The 18,952-nt window shown below is 68.4% G+C and carries 18 protein-coding genes; 6 read left to right on the top strand and 12 right to left on the bottom strand.

Features of this window, described 5'->3' with window-relative positions; translation table 11 throughout:
* Positions 1 to 258 precede the first annotated feature (258 nt).
* Positions 259 to 1,413 carry an MFS transporter gene (locus LCM32_RS05295; RefSeq protein WP_224820022.1) on the top strand — a complete coding sequence of 385 codons (1,155 nt, stop codon included), beginning with the start codon at positions 259 to 261 and terminating at the stop codon, positions 1,411 to 1,413.
* On the opposite strand, the gene LCM32_RS05300 is transcribed toward LCM32_RS05295, so the two are convergent.
* The 11 genes from LCM32_RS05300 to LCM32_RS05350 form a co-directional block, all read right to left on the bottom strand.
* Positions 1,388 to 1,612, bottom strand: a complete 225-nt coding sequence (locus LCM32_RS05300) for a hypothetical protein (RefSeq protein ID WP_224820023.1) — start codon at positions 1,610 to 1,612, stop codon at positions 1,388 to 1,390. The genes LCM32_RS05295 and LCM32_RS05300 overlap by 26 nt on opposite strands.
* Before the next feature lie 97 nt (positions 1,613 to 1,709).
* Positions 1,710 to 2,393, bottom strand: a complete 684-nt coding sequence (gene scpB, locus LCM32_RS05305) for an SMC-Scp complex subunit ScpB (RefSeq protein WP_224820024.1) — start codon at positions 2,391 to 2,393, stop codon at positions 1,710 to 1,712.
* Positions 2,386 to 3,186, bottom strand: a complete 801-nt coding sequence (locus LCM32_RS05310) for a segregation and condensation protein A (RefSeq protein ID WP_224820025.1) — start codon at positions 3,184 to 3,186, stop codon at positions 2,386 to 2,388. Before LCM32_RS05310 ends, scpB begins: the two co-directional genes overlap by 8 nt.
* A 20-nt stretch (positions 3,187 to 3,206) precedes the next feature.
* Positions 3,207 to 4,211 (bottom strand): beta-N-acetylhexosaminidase, encoded by a 1,005-nt coding sequence (gene nagZ, locus LCM32_RS05315; RefSeq protein WP_224820026.1) that lies wholly within the window; start codon positions 4,209 to 4,211, stop codon positions 3,207 to 3,209.
* A complete protein-coding gene (locus LCM32_RS05320) occupies positions 4,208 to 5,386 on the bottom strand; it encodes an SPOR domain-containing protein (protein ID WP_224820027.1) in 1,179 nt (392 codons plus the stop codon). Before LCM32_RS05320 ends, nagZ begins: the two co-directional genes overlap by 4 nt.
* Positions 5,387 to 5,454: 68 nt before the next feature.
* Complete coding sequence (gene argS / locus LCM32_RS05325; protein ID WP_224820028.1) at positions 5,455 to 7,200, bottom strand: arginine--tRNA ligase; 1,746 nt, start codon at positions 7,198 to 7,200, stop codon at positions 5,455 to 5,457.
* 413 nt (positions 7,201 to 7,613) lie between these two features.
* The gene (locus LCM32_RS05330) at positions 7,614 to 8,444 is read right to left on the bottom strand and encodes a sulfite exporter TauE/SafE family protein (protein WP_224820029.1); all 831 of its coding nucleotides are present in this window, start codon (positions 8,442 to 8,444) and stop codon (positions 7,614 to 7,616) included.
* Positions 8,445 to 8,584: 140 nt separating this feature from the next.
* Positions 8,585 to 10,168, bottom strand: coding sequence for a tripartite tricarboxylate transporter permease (locus LCM32_RS05335; protein WP_224820030.1), 1,584 nt, complete (start codon positions 10,166 to 10,168; stop codon positions 8,585 to 8,587).
* Positions 10,169 to 10,178: 10 nt separating this feature from the next.
* Positions 10,179 to 10,802 (bottom strand): tripartite tricarboxylate transporter TctB family protein, encoded by a 624-nt coding sequence (locus LCM32_RS05340; RefSeq protein ID WP_224820031.1) that lies wholly within the window; start codon positions 10,800 to 10,802, stop codon positions 10,179 to 10,181.
* Positions 10,799 to 11,737 carry a tripartite tricarboxylate transporter substrate binding protein gene (locus LCM32_RS05345; protein ID WP_224820032.1) on the bottom strand — a complete coding sequence of 313 codons (939 nt, stop codon included), beginning with the start codon at positions 11,735 to 11,737 and terminating at the stop codon, positions 10,799 to 10,801. The genes LCM32_RS05340 and LCM32_RS05345 overlap by 4 nt, the downstream gene beginning before the upstream one ends.
* A 54-nt stretch (positions 11,738 to 11,791) precedes the next feature.
* Positions 11,792 to 12,589: a GntR family transcriptional regulator gene (locus tag LCM32_RS05350; protein ID WP_224820033.1), complete on the bottom strand. Its 798-nt coding sequence runs from the start codon at positions 12,587 to 12,589 to the stop codon at positions 11,792 to 11,794.
* A 96-nt stretch (positions 12,590 to 12,685) separates the two neighbouring features.
* On the opposite strand from LCM32_RS05350, the gene LCM32_RS05355 reads away from it, so the two are divergent.
* Together LCM32_RS05355 and LCM32_RS05360 are read left to right on the top strand one after the other, a co-directional pair.
* On the top strand, positions 12,686 to 14,374 hold the full coding sequence (locus LCM32_RS05355; RefSeq protein WP_224820034.1) for a gamma-glutamyltransferase family protein: 1,689 nt from the start codon (positions 12,686 to 12,688) through the stop codon (positions 14,372 to 14,374).
* Positions 14,371 to 14,835, top strand: coding sequence for a GAF domain-containing protein (locus LCM32_RS05360; RefSeq protein ID WP_224820035.1), 465 nt, complete (start codon positions 14,371 to 14,373; stop codon positions 14,833 to 14,835). Before LCM32_RS05355 ends, LCM32_RS05360 begins: the two co-directional genes overlap by 4 nt.
* A 147-nt stretch (positions 14,836 to 14,982) precedes the next feature.
* Here LCM32_RS05360 and LCM32_RS05365 read toward each other — a convergent pair whose 3' ends face one another.
* A complete protein-coding gene (locus tag LCM32_RS05365; RefSeq protein ID WP_224820036.1) occupies positions 14,983 to 16,176 on the bottom strand; it encodes a deoxyguanosinetriphosphate triphosphohydrolase in 1,194 nt (397 codons plus the stop codon).
* A gap of 174 nt (positions 16,177 to 16,350) precedes the next feature.
* Between LCM32_RS05365 and LCM32_RS05370 the strand changes: the two genes are divergently transcribed.
* From LCM32_RS05370 to LCM32_RS05380, 3 genes are all read left to right on the top strand, one after another.
* Positions 16,351 to 16,674: a HesB/IscA family protein gene (locus LCM32_RS05370; RefSeq protein WP_224820037.1), complete on the top strand. Its 324-nt coding sequence runs from the start codon at positions 16,351 to 16,353 to the stop codon at positions 16,672 to 16,674.
* A gap of 192 nt (positions 16,675 to 16,866) precedes the next feature.
* Complete coding sequence (locus tag LCM32_RS05375) at positions 16,867 to 17,937, top strand: ABC transporter ATP-binding protein (RefSeq protein ID WP_224820038.1); 1,071 nt, start codon at positions 16,867 to 16,869, stop codon at positions 17,935 to 17,937.
* 42 nt (positions 17,938 to 17,979) lie between these two features.
* Positions 17,980 to 18,948: an ABC transporter substrate-binding protein gene (locus LCM32_RS05380; protein ID WP_224820039.1), complete on the top strand. Its 969-nt coding sequence runs from the start codon at positions 17,980 to 17,982 to the stop codon at positions 18,946 to 18,948.
* The last annotated feature ends 4 nt before the right edge of the window (positions 18,949 to 18,952 follow it).

Here is an 18,952-nt window from a genome sequence, read left to right on the forward strand (position 1 = left end):
CCCGCGCGCGCGGGGCCTGTTGCGCAGACCCGGGGCGCTGCCCCGGACCCCAGGATATTTGGGGCAAGAAAATGGGGGACGCTGGCGATTTCGATGGACGAGACGGGTCTTGGGTGCAGGCGAGCGTGCGCTGAACTTACGGGATCATCGGCGGTCGCAGGCGTCCTGCAGCCCCGCCCTTGTACCCCATACCTGTGCGGCTCCTCTTGCCTCCGCGCGCCTCGGCTGTAGTGTCGCGCGGCAACAGGAGTTCCCCGCATGATCCCCCGCAAGCTTGCCCTGCTCACCGGTGCCATCGGCGTCGTGGGCGGCAGTTCCATGGTTCTCGCCCCGATCACCGCCGCGGTCGCAGCCGACCTCGGCGGCGCGCCGGCGGACATCACCCGCGCGGTGGCGGCCTTCGGGCTGTCTACAGCAGGCTCTGCCCTGCTGCTGGCGCCGCGTGCGGATATGATCGGGCCGGACAAGGCCCTGAAACAGGCGGTCGTGCTGCTGCTGGTGGCGCTGGTCACCTCGATGCTGGCGCCCAGCCTGCTGGTGCTGGCCGTGGCGCAGGCCATCGGCGGGATCGGCGCGGGCATGGCCCTGCCGGCGATCTACTCGCTGGCGCCGCAGGTCGGCCCGCCGGGCGAAGAGAAACGCTCTACCGGCCTCGTGCTGACGGGCTGGACGCTGGCGCTGGTGGCGGGCGTGGCGGGTTCGGGCTTCCTTGCGGGCGCGGCGGGCTGGCGGACGGTCTACGCAGTGCTGGCGGCCTGCATGGCGGTGCTGCTGGTGGCGATGCTGCGCAGCGATCTTTCGGTGCCGCGCGTGGCCGTCTCGCGCACCTCGCCGCTGACCGCGCTGCGGGTCGAGGGCGTGCCGCGCGGGCTGCTCTCCGCCGGGCTGCTGATGTTCGGCTTCTACGGCGCCTTCGGCTTCCTCGGCGCCCATGTGGCCGACCACCTCGGGCTGGGGGCCACGGGCACCGGCTGGGTCGTGCTGGGCTATGGCGTGGGGTTCGGCCTGTCGGTCTTCGCGGACCCGTGGATCGACCGCCTGTCGATGCGGGTGGCGGGGATCTGGGTCTTCGGCCTGCTGGCGCTGACCTACCTCGGACTTGGGCTGCTGTCGGGCGGGCTCTGGCAGCTGGCGCTTTTCGCGGTGGTCTGGGGCGTGATCCAGCACCTTGGTCTGAACTACGTCGTCTCGCGGCTGGCCGCGCTGGAGCCGCGCCAGAGGGGCGCGATCATGGGGTTGAACTCCGCCGTGACCTACCTCGCGGTGAGCGTGGCCATCGCGCTCTACCGCCCGGTCTACGACGCCTTCGGGATGATGGGCTGCGCCGCGGTCTCGGCGCTTGCGCTCGGGCTCTGCCTCGCGGAGGTGCTGGTGCCCGCGCGGGGGCTCAGAACTTACCCAGACGCCGGGTGAGCCGCGCCGCCTGACGGGCGCGTTTCGCGGCCTGACGGGCCTGCTGCTTCTGCTTGCGCTGCGCAGGCGTCATCGGCTCGCCCTGCCCGCCTTTGCCGCCGCTCTGGCCACCACTCTGGCCCAGAGTGCGGATGCTCTTGTTGACGGCGCGCATGCCAAAGCGGCGCAGCAACATGCGGATCAGTCCTTCGGTGTTCATCGGGGGTGCCTCTTCTGCTCTGCCGTCAGAATAGCAGATCCGGCGGGCCGATGCACCGGGGCACTCTGGGGCCTCTTTTCGGCCCGGGCGCAGCCGGTCACTCCTCGAACATCTCGCCCTGTTCGCCGTCGTCGTCCTCGGGATCGTCCTCCACGAGGTGCAGACCCGGCGGCGGGCGGTTGTCGAGCAGACCGGCGGCGCGCAACTCCTTGAGCCCCGGCAGGTCGCGGGCGTTTTCCAGCCCGAAATGGTCGAGGAAATGCGGCGTCACCACGAAGGTCACGGGCCGCCCCGGGGTCATCTTGCGCCGCCCGAAGCGAATCCATTCCATGTCGAGCAACTGGTCCACCGTCCCGCGCGAGACAGAGACGCCGCGGATCTCCTCGATCTCGGCCCGGGTCACCGGCTGGTGGTAGGCGATGATCGCCAGCGTCTCGATCGCCGCACGGGAGAGCTTGCGCATCTCCACGGTCTCTTTCTGCATCAGGAAGGCGAGGTCACCCGCCGTGCGCATGGCCCAGGCCTCGCCCACGCGAACGACATGCACGCCCCGGCCCTCGTAGCGGCGGCGCACCAGTTCCACGGCGGTGGCCCCGTCGCAGCCATGCGGCAGGCGGGCGTTCAGGTCGGCCACGGTCACCGGCTCGGCCGAGGCGAAGAGGATCGCCTCCACCATGCGCTCCTGCTCCGCCATGGGCGGGGCCTCGAAGAGCGTGTCCTGCGCGGCCTCGGGGGGCAGGACGGCGTCCTCCCCGGCGAGGTTCTCTGTCTCGTCACTCATTGTCTTTGTCCCTGCGGCGCAGCTGGATGGGCGCGAAGGTCTCGGACTGGCGAATGAAGGCCTTGCCCTCCTTCACCAGTTCCAGCGAGGCGGCGAACGTGGCGGCGGTGGCCGAACGGCGGCGCATCGGGTCCTTGTCCCAACCCATGGGCATGTAGGAGGAAATATCGGTCCAGGCCCCGGCAAAGCCGATCATGCCGCGCATCCGGTCGAGCGCCTGTTCCATGGTAAAGACGTTGTCGCGATCCATCACGAAGGGGCGGAAATCGTCCTTGGTGCGGATGCGCGCATAGGCCTGCATCAGGTCCAGCAGCGTGGCGGTGTATTTCACGCGGCGCACGCGCTCGACCTGCTCGGTCTGGCCACGTGCAAAGAAGTCCCGGCCTAGCTGATCCCGCGCCATCAACTGTGCCGCCGCCTCGCGCATGGCCGAGAGCCGTTCCAGCTGGAAGGCCAGGTGCGCGGCCAGTTCCTCGCCTGAGGGCCCCTCTTCCTCGGGATCGGGCGGCAGCAGCAGACGCGATTTCAGGAAGGCCAGCCAGGCCGCCATGACGAGGTAATCCGCCGCCAGTTCGATCCGCAGGCGCTTGGCCTCTTCCACGAAGGCGAGGTACTGGCGCGCCAGTTGCAGGACCGAGATCTTCATCAGGTCCACCTTCTGCGTCCGGGCAAGCGTCAGCAGCAGGTCGAGCGGCCCCTCGAACCCGTCCACATCGACGATCAGCGCCTCCGCTGCCAGACGTTCGGCAACAGAGCGGCTCTCGTCCTCCTCGAAGAGATCCCGTTCGGTCATTCAGGTGTCATCAGGCGAAGTCAGGCCCCGGACGTGGCAAAAAGCTCTTCCAGCTTCGCGTCCAGCGCCGCAATGTCAACCTCGGCCGGTGTCTTGCGCGCGGCAAGCGCCCGCTCGGCCCTGAGCTGCGCCATCGGCGTCATCTCTCCGGCGGCCCCAGCCACCCGGGCGCGGTCGGCCAGCGTGGCATTGCACAGCAGCACCACGTCGCAGCCCGCGTTGAGGCTGTCGCGGGTGATATCCGACAGCGTGCCCGAAAGCGCCTTCATCGAGATGTCGTCAGTCATCAGCAGGTTGTCGAAGCCGATCTGGCCCCGGATCACCCCGATCACGTCGGGTGACAGCGTCGCCGGGCGGTCGTCGATGGCGTCATAGACGATGTGGGCGGTCATCCCCATGGGCAGGTCGCGCAGCTCCCGGAAGGGGGCGAAATCGACGCTGTCGAGGGCGTCGAGCGGTGCGGTCACATGAGGCAGGTCGAAATGGCTGTCGGCCACCGCGCGGCCATGGCCGGGGATGTGTTTCACCACCGGCAGCACCCCGCCCTGCAACAGCCCCTCGGCCGCGGCGCGGCCCAGATCGGCCACCCGGTCGGGCGTGTCGCCATAGCAGCGGTTGCGTAGGAAGGCATGGGTATCGGCCTGTGCCACGTCCACCATGGGGGCACAGTTGGCGTCGATGCCAAGGGCGCGCAGTTCGGCGGCGATGATCCGGTAGCGCAGCAGCATGGCGCTGTCGGCGTTCTCGCCCGCGCGCTCCACGAAATCGAGCGGCGGCAGCCATTCGCGCCACTGGGGCGCACGCAGGCGCTGCACGCGCCCGCCCTCCTGGTCGATCATGATCGGCGCATCGTGGCCCACCGCCTGCCGGATCTCATCCGTCAGGGCGCGGACCTGATCCGGCGTGTCGATGTTGCGGGCAAAGAGGATGAAGCCGAAGGGCCGCACGTCGCGGAAGAACCGCTTCTCGGCCTCGGTCAGGCGGAGACCCTCCGCATCGAGGATCGTTGCGCCGAAATTGCTCACTTGGACACCACCGGGATACAGTCGGATTTCTCGGCCACGAAGGCCGCGCAGAAACGGCGCGCATCGGCGAGGTCCTCGAAGCCCATGGCGCGCAGGCGGTAGAAGGTCCGCCCGCCGGATTGGGCCCGCTGGATCACGCGCTGCTTACCGTCGAGGAATTCGCTGAACCGCCCGTTCAGGCGATCCCATTCGGAGCGGGCGACCTCGGCGCTCTCAAACGCGCCCAGCTGGGCAAGGCGGGTGCCCGGGGGCACGTCGCCCGCAGCCACGTCAAGCCCGCCGCTTGCCACCACGGGGGCCTCGGCCGCTTCTGCCGCCTCTGGCTCGGCGGCCATGGTCGACGTGGCGCTCGCCATCACCGAGGCCAGCTGCACCGGGCGGGTCTTGGGCCGCAGCGAATGCGACACGGCGCCTTCCTGCGGGGTGTTCATTTCCTTTTCCTCTTCCTCCAGCGTCTGTTCCGCCGCGGCGGTGGCAAGCGCGAGGGCAAGGGCCTTCTCTTCCGGCGTGTCGGCGTCAGAGCTGGCCACGACTTCGGCGATCTGCTCCTGCGTCTCGGCCACGATGGTCTGGGCGTCGATCCCGGCATCGGCCGCGGTCATCCCGCCCTCGGTCAGGTCGATCACCTCGGGCTCCTCCCCGGCCGCATCTGCCACGGTGGCATCCGCCGCGGGCCCGTTGGTCGCGGGATCGGTCCCGGCGCGCAGCCCCGACAGCGGGGCCGCGCCCTGTGCCAGCCGGTCGGCAAGCGCCTGGATCGAGGCCATGCGGTTGGCGTCAGGCTTGGGCTCGCTGGCGGCGGCCAGTGCCCGGGTCTCTTCGGAGGGGATCGCCCCGGTGGGCACGTCCTCGGCCCGCAGGGTCATCGCCTTGGGGGCAAGGCGCAGGGTGTCGGCGGGTTTCTCCGCCACACCGTCGGCCGCGATCGCATTGACCGCGAGGCCCTGATGCGCGGCGGGCTGCCCGCCCGGATCCTCGGGGGCGACACGCATCTCGCCCTCCATGGCCTTGACGACAGGCACGCCCGAGACGTCCCGCATGACCATCTTGTATCCCCAGTAGCCGATCCCGGCCACAAGGGCGACGGACGCAGCTGCGCCCATCCAGTTCACCATCGTCTGTACAGAAACGCCACGCGGGGCCTCGTAAGCCCCGTCCGCCTGATACTCCGCCATGTGCCTCACCTTCGTGCCCGGGTTGGTCCCGGCTGTCCGAACTGCTCGACCGACGGAGGCGCGGATTGTTAACGCATCTCTTCCGCCGGGGTCACGCCAAGAATACCAAGGCCTGCGGAAATAACAACGGTCACGGCCCGCGCGAGGGCGATTTTCGCCTGCGATGCGGCCGGGTTGTCCTCCTGAAGGAAGCGCAGCGACATATCGTCGTTGCCGCGGTTCCACAGGCCGTGCAGATCGCCCGCCAGTTCATAGAGGTAGAAGGCCACCCGGTGCGGCTCGTTGGTGCGCGCGGCGATCTCTACAAGGCGCGGCCATTCGGCGATCTTCTTGGCCACGGCGATCTCTGCCTCGTGGTCGAGCAGCGACAGGTCAGCGGCCGCCAGAGTGGCGTCATCCACCGCGATGCCCGCCTCGACGGCCTTGCGCAGCACCGAGCAGACCCGGGCATTGGCGTATTGCACGTAGAAGACCGGGTTGTCCTTGGACTGCTCCAGCACCTTGTCGAAGTCGAAGTCCAGCGGCGCGTCGTTCTTGCGGGTCAGCATGACAAAGCGGGTCACGTCCGGGCCCACCTGATCGACCACGTCGCGCAGGGTGATGAAGGTCCCTGCCCGCTTGGACATCTTGAAGGGTTCCCCGTTCTTGAAGAGCTTCACCAGCTGGCACAGCTTGATGTCGACCGAGACCTTGCCATCGGAGAGCGCCGAAACGGCCGCCTTCATCCGCTTGACGTAGCCGCCGTGGTCGGCGCCAAAGACGTCGATCAGCGCGTCGAAGCCGCGGGTGATCTTGTCGTAGTGGTAGGCAATGTCGGGCGCGAAGTAGGTCCAGGCGCCGTCGGATTTCTTGACGGGCCGGTCGACGTCATCGCCGTGTTCGGTGGATTTGAAGAGCGTCTGTTCGCGCGGTTCCCAATCCTCGGGGACCTTGCCTTTCGGCGGCTCCAGCACGCCCTCGTAGATCAGGCCCTTCTGTTCGAGGGTCGCCAGCGCGGCCTCGATCCGGCCGGTGCCATAGAGGGATTTCTCGGAATAGAAGACGTCCATCTCGACGCCGAGCACCTTCAGGTCCTCGCGGATCAGGTCCATCATCCGGTCGGTGGCGAACTCGCGCACCTCTTCGAGCCAGACCTCCTCGGGCTGGCCGATATAGGCCTCGCCGACCTTGGCCTTCAGCGCCTCGCCGACCTCGATCAGGTAGTCGCCGGGATAGGTGCCATCGGCAAAGGTGACCTCCTGCCCGTGGGCTTCGAGGTAGCGCAGGTAGACGGAGCGGGCCAGCACGTCGACCTGTGCGCCGCCGTCGTTGATGTAGTATTCGCGGGTCACGTCGTAGCCCGCGTAATCCAGCAGCGAGGCAAGCGCATCGCCGAAGACCGCGCCCCGGGTGTGGCCCACGTGGAGCGGCCCGGTCGGGTTGGCGGAGACGTATTCGACGTTGATCTTCTTGCCCTTGCCGAGGTCGGACTTGCCGAAGGCGGCGCCGTCCTTGAGCACGAGGCCCACGAGGCCCTGCCAGACGGCGGGCGCGAGGCGCAGGTTCAGGAAGCCGGGGCCGGCCACTTCGGCGGTGGCGATGCGGTCATCGGCCAGCAGCCGGGCGGCGAGGTCGTCGGCGATGTCGCGGGGCTTCATCTTGGCGGGCTTGGCCAGCACCATGGCCGCGTTGGTCGCCATGTCGCCATGGGCGGCATCGCGCGGCGGTTCCACCGCGACATTGGCGAGGTCGAGCCCCTCGGGCAGTCGGCCCTCGGCCATCATCGTCTCGAGGGCAGAGATCACGACGGTCCGGATATCGGAAAAGAGGTTCATGGTGGCTCCTGGAACTGGTGGCAGGGGTTTATCACGCCGCCCGCCCGCGTCAACAAAGGGAGCGGCGGAAAGCGGGAAGTTTCCGGGGGATTTGGGGGATCAGGCGTGGTCGGCCCTGCCCGGTCGGTTGATCTCCCCCTCAAGACACCCCGCCCCGCAGGGCGGCACGACCCGCTTAATCGGTGCGGGCACGCCCAACGTGACGCCTCGCCCCTCTCCATCTCTCGCGCAGGGCAGCGCCGGCCCGCGGGGGGGGCGCACTAGCGCCGCCCCATGGGGGCGGGTCGGCGCTGCCCGGCCTGTCGGCCGGGCGGGGCATATCGAGGGGTGCCGCTCAGGCGTGAACCACACGGACACGAAAAAGGCGGAGGCGTCCCACGACACCCCCGCCTCTTTCACGTCACCTGAACCGCTCAGAGCGAGTGGTAGAGGTCCAGCGCCATGCGGATCGCCGTCAGGCCGAGGAACAGGCCGAAGGCCAGTTGCAGCACCCGCTGGGGGATGGAATGGGCGATCGCCACGCCGACGCGGGCAAAGACCACGGTCAGCGGAATGATCACCGCCGCCGCCACGAGGTTCACATAGCCCAGCGAGAACGGCGGCAGCCCTTCGACCCCGAGACCGGTGATCACGTACATGATCGCGCCCGGCAGACCGATCACCAGCCCAATGGCCGCCGAGGTCCCCACCGCCTTGCGGATGTCATAGCCGAGGATGTTCAGCAGCGGCACGCAGACCGTCCCGCCCCCGATCCCCATCATCGAGGAAATCGCGCCCGCGAAGATGCCGAAACCGGCCCAGACCGGCTTGGAGAAGCCCTTGGGCTCCACCTCGGTCTTCTTCTTGCCGAAGACCATGTTCAGCGCCACCACGGCAGCGACCACGGCAAAGACACCCATCAGGATGCGCCCGTCGATCAGCCCGCCCGCGGCGGAGCCGAGGAAGACGCCCACGAGGATCGAAGGGGCCCAGAGCTTCAGCAGCGAGAAGTCCACCGCCCCCTTCTTGTAGTGGCCCGAAGCCGAGGAAAGCGAGGTGAAGATGATCGTGGTCAGCGAGGTGCCCACGGCCACCTGCATCACGAGGCCCGGCTCCATCCCCGTCAGCGAAAGCGCGAAGTAGAGCGCGGGCACGATGACGATGCCGCCGCCGACCCCCAGAAGGCCCGCCAGCACGCCGCCCACGATACCGGCCCCCACGGCCACGGCGATCAGGGTCAGCAGGGTGGATGGATCAATGTTCATTCGGTTGTCTCCTCGGAGTGTCGAGTGCGGGCCTTGAAAGGGCCTCTTCGGGAACTTCATAGCCGGGGACGACGCCCCCGGCTACTGCCCGTCTCGGCGCGCCCGGGATTGCAGGGCGCGCGATCTGGTCTGCGGTCGCCTCAGGCGCGCCGCGCCTGCCGGACCATGCGGACCAGCAGGAAGACCGACAGCGCCAGCATCACCAGCGAAATCGGCGATTTCACGAGGAAGAGCGCATCCCCGCCCGAGGCGGTATAGGCCCCGCGCACCAGCCCCTCCAGCGTCGGCGCCAGCAGGAAGCCGATCACGAAGGGCAGGATCGAGATGTCGAGCCGCCGCAGCGCATAGCCGATCAGGGCAAAGCCACAGGCGCTCAGCAGCCCGAGGTAGCCGCCGTCCTGCACATAGGCCGCGGTCAGCGACACGGTCAGGATCACCGGAAGCATCACGTCCTTGGGGATGCGCACGAGATAGCCCAGAAGCCCCATGAGGAAGCCGCCCACGGTCCAGTTCACGGCATTGGCCATGACCATCATGGTGAAGAGCCCGAAGGCCATGACGAGGTCCTTGTTCAGGATCGTGTCGAAGCCCTCGATCTCGCGGATCGGGGTGAAGCGGAAGACCTGCGGGCCAAAGGCGAAATCGCCGATGGTCTCGACCGCGAGGATGATGAAGACGGCGGCGAAGTTGCCGGGAATGCCGAGGCTCATCACCGGGATCAGGTTGGCCCCCGACACGGCGGAGTTGGCGGATTCCGTCGCCACCACGCCCTGCGGGTTGCCCTGACCGAAGCTCTCTGGCTCCTTCGAGCGGCGCTTGGCGGTGTCGTAGCTCAGTGTCGCGGCGGTGGTCGTGCCGATGCCGGGCAGCGCGCCGATCAGCGTGCCGATGGTCGCGCCACGCAGGATGCCGGGCAGCATGCGCCCGCGCTCGCCCCATGTCAGCTTGGGCCCCATCTCGGGCGCCTCGGGCGGCGTGGTCTGCCGGCGGCGTTCGTTGCGCATGTCCTCGATCGAGATCAGCACCTCGGAGAGCACCAGCACACCCAGCACGCAGGAGGTCAGAGGCAGGCCGCCCCCCAGCTCGGGGATGCCGAAGGTCAGCCGCGGGCCGTTGCCCGACAAGGTCGAGCCGACGAGCGAGACGAACATGCCCAGAAGCCCGCCGATCAGCCCTTTCAGCGGCGCCCCGCCCACCACGGCGGCCATGAAGCACAGCGACAGGATGATCAGCGCGGATTTCTCCGGCAGGCCCAGCACCCGCTCCACGCCCACGGCGATGATCGGGGCCGCCACGAAGAGCACGATGTCCGAGAAGTTGTCGCCCATCACCGAGGAGAAATGCGCGGTCTGGATCGCCTTGCGCCCCAGCCCCTTGCGGGCCATCGGGTTGCCGTCCAGCGTGGTCAGGAAGGCATCTGGCGTGCCGGGCGTGTTGAAGAGGATCGCGGGCACGGCGCCGCCCACGGTGGCGCCCTTCATGATCCCCACCAGACAGCCCAGCACGGGATAGAGCGCCTCGTTCGAATAGCCGAAGATCGAGACCAGCACCGGCAGGGCGATGGCCATGGCGAAGGGCCCGGACAGGCCCGGCGTGGCGCCGACGAGGATGCCCACCAGCACGCCCACCACCACCATGGCCAGCGGCATGAGCCAGAGCCCGCCCTCTGCCCCGGTGAAGACAGAGGTCACGCCGAGGCCGATGTATTGCAGCACGAGGTCCATGGAAGTTCCTTCAGAGGTCGGCGTTGGGCGGCAGCTGCACGTTGTCGAGCAGGCCGTCGAAGATCAGGATCAGGACCGCGGTGGTCAGCGCGGCGACGAGGATGTCGCGCGGGCGCAGTTCGTGACGCGTGGTATGGATGAAGCCCGAGGTCAGCAGCGTGCCGCCGACGAAAAAGCCGCTGGCACGGAAGGGGAAGGTGCCCGAGACGGCGCGGTAGCCGCTGACCTCGGTCAGGCCCAGCGTGTTGGTCAGCCAGACCAGCGCCGGACCGGTCCAGTTCATCACCAGAAGGGAAACGGTGACGAAGAGGATCGCGCGCAGCAGGAACAGGAGGTTCGCGCCGCTGATGTCGCCCACCGCCTCGCCGCCGCGGGCGGTCCCGCCGCGCAGCTGGCTGAAGACGAGGAGCAGCGCCAGCGGGACCATAAGCCCCACCAGCAGGATCGGGAAGAAGGCATCGCCCGGCACCAGACGCCCCGTGAGGTTGGTCTGGAGAAAGCCGCTGCCAATGTCCCGCGGAAACCAGATCAGCAGGCAGACGGCGGCGAAGACCAGCGTGCCAAGCCCGAGCCAGAGGTTCCAGCGGCCGCCCCCCTGGGGGGCGGCATCGGTTTCCACGGGACGTTCGCTCATTCTGCGAGGGCCTTCATCATGGCGACGTTGGCGTCATAGGTGGTCAGGATCTGCTCGCGCAGCTCTGCACCCTGGGTGACGATCGGCGCGGGCGGGTACTGCTTTTCGATGAACTGGCGGGTTTCGCTGGCCGGATCGGCAAGGATCTCGGCCACGACACCGGCGATCTCGTCGCGGATCTCGTCGGGCATACCGGCGGGCGCGGTGATGATGTACTGGTAGCCGAGGTTCAGATCGACGCCGAGGTCCTTCAGCGTGGGCTGTTCGGGCGCGAGCGCCACCGGGCCGTTCTCGGCGGAGGCGAGGATCACCAGCTCACCGGCTTCGACCAGCGGCTTTTGCACGCCACCGCCCCAGCCGACATTCGCGTCCATGGAGACGAGCGCATTCAGCGCGCCGCGGCCACCTTTGGTGCGCAGGTGGTTGACCTGGATGCCAAGCGCGCGGGCGACGATCTCGGCGCCGGCTTCCACCTGGGTGCCCCAGTTGGCCCAGACGATCTGCTCACCGGCAGCGGCCGCCGCCGCCATGTCCTCGATCGAGGTCCAGCCGCTTTCGGCGCGCGCCAGCACGGCCATCTGCGAGCCTGCGGTGGTGGTGATGTAGGTGAAATCCTCGGGCGTGAGGTTGTCCGAGTTCATCGGCGCGAAGTCGTAGGTCGTGGTGATCGCGAAGCCGAGGGTCTGGCCATCGGGCTCTTCGCCCTTCAGCTGTGCCGACATCACGGTGCCGTCTTCACCGGCCTTGTTCTCGGGGATGACCTGCCAGCCGCGCTTGGCCTCGATCTCCTTGGCGAGCGTGCGGCCCTGCACGTCGGTGCCGCCACCGGCCCCATAGCCGATCCACAGACGGATCGGGCCATCGGGGTTCCACTCCGCGAAGGCGGGGGCGGCCAGCATCATCAGCGATGCGGTCATCATGAGGGTGCGTTTCATGTCGTTCTCCTGTTGGTCGTTCGATTGTTGGTGGTGTCGGGAGCAAGGGGCGGGTCAGAACCCGGCCTTGCTTTCGATGAGTTCCATGGGCCTGTGGCCACGGGGCAGTTCGAACCGCTGGACGAGTTGCAGCACGCCCTCGCGGTCCTCTTCGTAGGCATCCCAGACCATGCCCACATGGGGCGCGGCCAGGTCGAGGCTGGCGCAGGCCTGCCGCGACAGCAGGTCGGCGCTGACCGAGTGGCGGACCGAGTGGGTGCGGACGCGGAAGTCCTCCCAGAGCAGCCGGTGGTAGGAAATGCCGTGCAGCGCCTCCAGCGACTGGCCCGGCAGGTGTCCGCCGTGCTCGGGGCGCAGGAAGAGCGAGGAAAAGGCCGGCGGCTCGCCGGTGACCCAGACGAGGCGGTCGATGCGGATCGCCTCTTCGCAGCCGAAGCCCGTCAGCAGCGGGCCGAACTCGGCCGTGGGCACGCGCTGCACACCCACCATGCGGGTATAGGGCATCATCATCTCGCCGGTGCGCGGATCGCGGAACCGGTAGACGTGGACCTCGGGCACCTGATGGCGCTGATCGGCGATGAAGCTGCCCGCCTTGCGGCGACGCACGATGAGCCCCTGCTCCACCAGCTGCGACAGCGCCTTCTGCACGGTGGAAAGCCCCAGCGGCAGCGCCGCGCAGATCTCCGTCTCGCCCGGCAGGTGGCCGCCGGGCGCATAGGCGCCGCTTTCGATGCAGTCGCCGAAGGCTTCGGCCAGGCGGGCATATTTCGTCGTGCCCTGGGCCGCGCTGTCCTGCGCTTCCCAGGCCTGCACCAGCGGCTCCAGCGAGAGTTTGGTCATCGGTTCGCTCATGAAAACTATGGTAGAGAGGATCGTTTTGATCTTGTCAACTACGTAGTTAATCAATATCCACCATATATACACAGAAAGTTATACAGGGTCAGGTACATGAGCGAGACTTGGGCGGTTGCTTCCGGTCATCCCCGCGCCACACAGGCAGCGGAGCGAATCCTCAAGGCAGGCGGCAACGCGGTGGACGCGGGCGTCGCCGCCGGGCTGACGCTGGGGGTGGTGCAGCCCGATCTGGTATCGGTCGCGGGCGTGGCGCCCATCGTGATGTACCTCGCCGGTGAAGACCGGGTGACCAGCTATGACGGCGTGGGGCACTGGCCCGCCGCGGCGGATGTGGAGGTGATGCACGCCGCCCATGGCGATCACGTCCCCGAGGGCCTGCTGCGCACCGTGATCCCCGCCGCCCCGGCAAGCTGGATCAAGGCGCTGCGCAGCCACGGCACCCGCAGCTTCGCCGAGATCGCACAGGACGCGCTGGAGGCCGCCCGCGACGGGTTCGAGGTCTATCCGCTCTTTGCCGATTTCGTCGCCACGCGGGTCGAGAAATACCGCCGCTTCCCCTCCACCGCCGCGATCTTCCTGCCCGATGGCCAGCCGCCCAAGGTGGGTGAGATCTTCGTTCAGGCCGACCTCGGGCGCACGCTGCAATGCATGATCGACGCCGAGGCCGCGGCACTGGCCGCGGGCGGCGACCGCCTCGCCGGGCTCGATGCCGCGCGTGCCGCCTTCTACGAGGGCCCGATCGCCGAGAAGATCGTGGCCTTCCACGCCGGAAACGGCGGGCTGATGACGGCGCAGGACCTCGCCACCTACGAGGTCCGCGAGGAGCCGACCCACAAGGTCGCCTTCCGCGGGGCCGAGGTGCATTGCTGCGGCGCGTGGTGTCAGGGCATCTCCATGGCCGAGACGCTTTCGATGATCGAGGCGGCGGGGCCGGAGGCCACCGTGAAGGACGGCGCGCCGGACCTGCATTTCCTGCTGGAGGTGCTGAAACGGGTCTTCGCCGACCGCGAGGCCTATGTCACCGATCCGCGCTTCATGAAAGTGGAGGAGAGCGCCCTGCTCGCCCCCGACTTCCTGCGCGACCGCCTCGCGACGATCACCGGCACCTCCGATCCCCTGCCCGCACCCGGTGACGCTGTGGCCCCTGCCCCCGTCACCGACAGTGGCGAGACGCCGGTCTTCCGCGCGGGCTGTGCCGACACCTCCCATGTCAGCGTGATCGACGCGGCGGGCAACATCTTCTCCGCCACGCCCTCCGATCCCAGCTATGACACCGTGGTGATCCCCGGCACCGGGCTCTCTGTCTCCTCCCGCGGGTCGCAGAGCCGCGCGATCCCCGGCCACCTGAACGCGCTCGCCCCCGGCAAGCGGCCCCGGCTGACGCCGAACCCGATCCTCGCCCTGAAGGACGGCCAGCCCTGGATGGCCATGGGCACGCCCGGCGGCGACGTGCAGGTGCAGGCGATGACGCAGGTGCTGGTGCAGATGCTCGACCTCGGCCTGCCGCTGGAAGACGCGATCCGCGCACCCCGCGTGGCGACCTATGCCTACCCCGGCAGCTTCGCGCCCCATGACGTGCACCCCAACAAGGTGCTCTACGAGGCCGACCTGCCCGAAGGCCAACTGGCCGACCTTGCCGCCCGGGGCCACGACCTCGAGGCATGGCCCGCACTGACGTGGAAGGCCGGTGGTCTTTGCGTCGCGCTGCGCGAGGCCGGCAGCACCATCGCCATCGCCGATCCCCGCCGCGCGGGTACGGCCGCCACAGGAGAGACCGCATGACCGCCTTCGCCGAGACCCTCGCCCGCATCATGGACCCCGCCGTCGCGCAGGACGAGGCGCTTGCGCTCTGCAATGGGGCGATCCCCAACGGGCTCTTCACCGCGATGCGGTTCCACGCAGACGCGATGGAGGTGGAGCGGCTTTTCTCCTCCATGCCCGATGTCTACCCGGTCTCGGGCCGCAAGCCCAAGCGCGACACCGAGTGGGGCACCAAGGTGCTGGTGCAGCGCCGGCCCAACCTCGGCTCCGGCCCCGATGACATCGCCTGGGCCTTCTCGGATCACGAGACGATCCTCGGGCTCGGCCTGACGGAGGTGCTGAACGTGCCGGTGATCCGCGCCGACCAGGTGATCGGGACGATCAACTTCCTGCGCGGCGGGGCGCCCTTCACGGAAGACGAGGCCGCCACGGGGCAGATCCTTGCGGCCGCCCTTGCGCTGCGCGGGACCTACGGCGCCTGAAACTGGCCGCGAGAGGGGGGCTGTCTGCCCCCCGGCCCTGCGGGCCTCCCCCCGAGGATATTTGGGAACAGTGGATGTGAAAGACCCCGGAGAGGCGATCTCCGGGGTCTTCATCTTTCTGCAAATACTCAGTCCGACCTTTGCGGATCAGCCCTGGCGCACGCGGCCCGGGCCCGAGCCGCGCAGCACGTCCAGCCCCGGCCCGTCGAGCAGCCGTGCGTGTTCCTGGATCGCGAAGCGGTCGGTCATGCCGGCGATGTAGTCGCTGACGATCCGGGCGAGCGCGGTCTGGTCGCCCGCGATTTCCTCCACGTCCTTGCGCCACTGCTTGGGCAGAAGCTCCGGCTGGGCCATGAAGAGCGGGAAGAGGTCGCGCACCATCTGGGTGACGATGCGCCGGGTCTCGACCACGTCGGGGGCGCGGTACATGCGGTGGAAGAGGAACTCCCGCACCACCTTCAGGTCCTTCCAGACGCCGGGCGAGAACTGCACCATCATCCGGCCCGCCTCGCGGATGTCCTCGACCCGCTGGGGCTTCAGCTCCTTCAGGTTGGCCTGCGAAACCGAGATCACGTCTTCCACCAGCACGCCGAAGAAGCGGCGCAGCGCCTCGTGGCGGCGGCGGTAGTAGTTGAGGCCGGGGTATTTCCGGTCGACCTCGGCAAAGCAGGTGTCGAGGATCGGCATCTCGGCCAGTTCGTCGGTCGAGAAGAGCTCGGCCCGCAGGCCGTCGTGCAGGTCGTGGTTGTTGTAGGCGACGTCGTCGGAGAGCGCGGCCACCTGCGCCTCGGCACTGGCGTGGGTGTGCAGCTCCAGATCGTGGCGGGCGTTGTATTCGGCCAGCGCCCAGGGGATCTCGCCCTCCACCGGGCCATTATGCTTGGCGATGCCTTCGAGGGTTTCCCAGGTCAGGTTCAGCCCGTCCCACTCGGCATAGTGGCGCTCCAGCTTGGTCACGATGCGGATCGCCTGCGCGTTGTGGTCAAAGCCCCCGTAGGGCGCCATCAGTTCCTCCAGCGCGTCCTCGCCGGTGTGGCCGAAGGGCGGATGGCCGAGGTCATGGGCCAGCGCCACCGCCTCGGTCAGCTCCTGGTTCAGGCCCAACGTGCCGGCAATGGTCCGCGCCACCTGCCCCACCTCGATGGAATGGGTCAGCCGGGTGCGGTAGTAATCGCCCTCGTGCTCCACGAAGACCTGCGTCTTGTGCTTGAGCCGGCGGAAGGCCGAGGCATGAATGATCCGGTCCCGGTCGCGCTGGAAGGGCGAGCGGAAATGGCTCTCTTCCTCCGGGAAGAGCCGCCCTCGGGTCAGGGCCGGGTCGGAGGCATAGGAGGCACGCATGTCAAAGTCCCACGTTCAGTCTGTCCGGCGTTCTTGTCGCCCTTGAGTGCACCCCTTATATTGCGGGGACGTAACATGCAAAAAGAGTTGGCGAAAAGAGCCGGCCAGGTGTCCTGCGCGCCCTGCCGTCCCCCCGCCGCCCTTCCCGCGCCCGCCCTGCCAGGAGACCAGACCATGAACCTGCCGCCGCACGTGACCGACCGCGCCTTCGACCGCCTCGCCGAGATCGGCGCGGACACCCAGGGCCAGGCCCTGCGCGTCGCCGTCGAAGGCGGCGGCTGCTCGGGCTTCCAGTACGAGATCACGCTGGACGCCCCCGCCGAGGATGACCTCGTGCTGGAGGGCAAGGGCCAGAAGGTCGTGGTGGACAGCGTCTCGCTGCCCTTCCTTGCTGGCGCCACGATCGACTTCTCCGATGAGCTGATCGGCGCGCGCTTCGTGATCGAGAACCCGAACGCCTCCTCCAGCTGCGGCTGCGGGACCTCCTTCGCGATGTAAGCCACGCCACCAAAGGTGGATGACGCGGGCGCCTTCGGGCGCCCGTATTCGTTTGCCCATTACCCGGCTCCGTCACCACGGCGGGCGAACTTCATCAAACCGTCACAGGGTCGTCACCGACCTGTTGCCTGCGCCGGGCACATCTGCGGCACAGATTGCACAGCTGTGCAGTGACAGCAGACAGGACCCGACGTGAGCGACATCCGCATCGACGCCATCTCGAAATCCTTCGGCCCGACGCAGGTGCTGAAGGACGTTTCCCTTGCCATCGAGGCGGGCGAATTCGTCGCCGTTCTGGGGCCCTCGGGCTGTGGCAAGACCACGCTGCTGCGCTGCCTCGCGGGGTTCGAACAGCTTGACGGTGGCCATATCGCCATCGGCGGCGAGACCGTTTCGGCCCCCCGCGCCCATGTCCCGCCCGAGCGGCGCGGCATCGGCGTGGTGTTCCAGAATTATGCCCTCTGGCCGCATATGAGCGTCGCTCAGAACGTGGCCTACGGGCTCAAGATCGCCGGCATCCCCCGGGCCGAGCGCATGAAACGGGTGTCCCGTGTATTGGACCTCGTCGCGCTCGGCCCGCTGGCGAACCGACGCCCCGCCGACCTTTCCGGCGGGCAGCGGCAGAGGGTGGCGCTGGCGCGCTGCCTTGCCATGGAAAGCCGCGTCGTCCTGTTGGACGAGCCGCTGGCCAACCTCGACGTGCACCTGCGCGGCGCGCTGGAGGAGGAGTTTGCCGCCTTCCACGCCCGCTCGGGCGCGACCATGTTCTACATCACCCACGATCAGGCCGAGGCGCTTGCCCTCGCCGACCGGGTGGCGGTGATGAACGCAGGCCGCATCCTGCAGTTCGACCGGCCCGAGGCGCTCTTCAGCCAGCCCGCCTCGGAGACCGTCGCGGGCTTCATCGGCGAGGGCCGCGTGCTGGAGGCGGAGGATATCCGCCCACTTGGCAATGGCCGCGCCGCCGCCTCGCTCATGGGCCAGACGGTCGAGCTGCGCTGCGCGCCGGGCGAACGCGCCCGGGGGCGGGCCAAGATCTCCTTCCACCCCGGTGACCTGCAACTGACCGAGACGCAGGGCATCGCCGCCAATGTCACCCGCGCGACCTATCGCGGCGCCTACCTGCGCGCCGAGGTCATGGCGGGCCCCGGGGGCCACGTGCCCCTCTCCGTGAACATCGCCGCCCCCGCCTCGCTCACGCGCGGCCAGCGGATCACCCTCGCCCTGCGCGACGGCTGGGTCATTCCCGACGCAGCCGCCTGACGACCCTTCTCCCCTCCTCCGACCCGAACCAAGGACAGAGACATGAAACTCGCCTCCCTCACCCTTGCGGCCACGCTGCTCTCCTCGGCGGCCTATGCCGAAACCACCCTGACGCTCTACACCAGCCAGGCGCCCGAACAGGCGCAGGAAACCGTGGACGCCTTCGAGGCCGCCCACCCCGACATCAAGGTCGAATGGACCCGCAACGGCACCTCGGCCCTGATGAACGTCATGCGCGCCGAGATCGAAGCCGGCCAGGTGCAGGCCGACGTGCTGCTGGTCGCTGACGTGATCAACCTCGGCGAGCTGAAGGCCGGTGGCCACCTGATGGCCTATGAGGACGCGCCCGTCGCGGACTACGACGCCGCCACCTATGACCCGGACATGACCTTCTTCGGCACCAAGGCGATCACCACCGGCATCGCCTACAACCCCCAGATCGCAGAGCCGGTCGAGAGCTGGATGGACCTGCTCAAGGAAGAGAACCGCGGCCAGATCGCCGTGCCCTCGCCGCTCTACTCGGGCGCCGCGCTGAACCACCTGCACGCGCTGATCAACGCAGAGGGCATCGGCTGGGACTTCTATGAAGGCCTCGCCGACCTGGACATCGTCCCCGAGGGCGGCAACGGCCCGGCCACCAAGGCCGTCGCCTCGGGCATGGCGAAATACGCGATCCTCGTGGATGCCAACGCCCTGCGCGCCAAGGCCGACGGCTCGCCCATCGACTACATCGCGCCCAAGGACGGTGTCTCCTTCATCACCGAACCGGCCGCGATCATGTCCACCACCCAGCACCCCGAGGAAGCCAAGCTCTTCATCGACTTCCTGCTGAGCCGCGAAGGCCAGGAACTGGTGTCCAAGCAGGGCAACCTGCCGATCCTCCCCGGCGTCGCCGGCCCCGAGGGATTCCCGGCGCTGGAAGACATGAAACTGCTGGGCTACGACGCCGACGAAGCGGTGAAGACCAACGAAGAGGTCCGCGCCAAGTTCGCCGAGATCTTCGGGTTCTGAGCCT

Source organism: Pseudooceanicola nanhaiensis, from assembly GCF_020171315.1.
In the GTDB taxonomy this organism is placed as follows: Bacteria; Pseudomonadota; Alphaproteobacteria; order Rhodobacterales; family Rhodobacteraceae; genus Pseudooceanicola; species Pseudooceanicola nanhaiensis_A.

Bases quoted from the DNA above. Each gene is read 5' to 3' on its own strand.
- LCM32_RS05295 (WP_224820022.1), top strand. From the start codon at position 259: ATGATCCCCCGCAAGCTTGCCCTGCTCACCGGTGCCATCGGCGTCGTG.
- LCM32_RS05300 (WP_224820023.1), bottom strand. From the start codon at position 1,612: ATGAACACCGAAGGACTGATCCGCATGTTGCTGCGCCGCTTTGGCATG.
- scpB (WP_224820024.1), bottom strand. From the start codon at position 2,393: ATGAGTGACGAGACAGAGAACCTCGCCGGGGAGGACGCCGTCCTGCCC.
- LCM32_RS05310 (WP_224820025.1), bottom strand. From the start codon at position 3,186: ATGACCGAACGGGATCTCTTCGAGGAGGACGAGAGCCGCTCTGTTGCC.
- LCM32_RS05320 (WP_224820027.1), bottom strand. From the start codon at position 5,386: ATGGCGGAGTATCAGGCGGACGGGGCTTACGAGGCCCCGCGTGGCGTT.
- argS (WP_224820028.1), bottom strand. From the start codon at position 7,200: ATGAACCTCTTTTCCGATATCCGGACCGTCGTGATCTCTGCCCTCGAG.
- LCM32_RS05330 (WP_224820029.1), bottom strand. From the start codon at position 8,444: ATGAACATTGATCCATCCACCCTGCTGACCCTGATCGCCGTGGCCGTG.
- LCM32_RS05335 (WP_224820030.1), bottom strand. From the start codon at position 10,168: ATGGACCTCGTGCTGCAATACATCGGCCTCGGCGTGACCTCTGTCTTC.
- LCM32_RS05340 (WP_224820031.1), bottom strand. From the start codon at position 10,802: ATGAGCGAACGTCCCGTGGAAACCGATGCCGCCCCCCAGGGGGGCGGC.
- LCM32_RS05345 (WP_224820032.1), bottom strand. From the start codon at position 11,737: ATGAAACGCACCCTCATGATGACCGCATCGCTGATGATGCTGGCCGCC.
- LCM32_RS05350 (WP_224820033.1), bottom strand. From the start codon at position 12,589: ATGAGCGAACCGATGACCAAACTCTCGCTGGAGCCGCTGGTGCAGGCC.
- LCM32_RS05355 (WP_224820034.1), top strand. From the start codon at position 12,686: ATGAGCGAGACTTGGGCGGTTGCTTCCGGTCATCCCCGCGCCACACAG.
- LCM32_RS05360 (WP_224820035.1), top strand. From the start codon at position 14,371: ATGACCGCCTTCGCCGAGACCCTCGCCCGCATCATGGACCCCGCCGTC.
- LCM32_RS05365 (WP_224820036.1), bottom strand. From the start codon at position 16,176: ATGCGTGCCTCCTATGCCTCCGACCCGGCCCTGACCCGAGGGCGGCTC.
- LCM32_RS05370 (WP_224820037.1), top strand. From the start codon at position 16,351: ATGAACCTGCCGCCGCACGTGACCGACCGCGCCTTCGACCGCCTCGCC.
- LCM32_RS05380 (WP_224820039.1), top strand. From the start codon at position 17,980: ATGAAACTCGCCTCCCTCACCCTTGCGGCCACGCTGCTCTCCTCGGCG.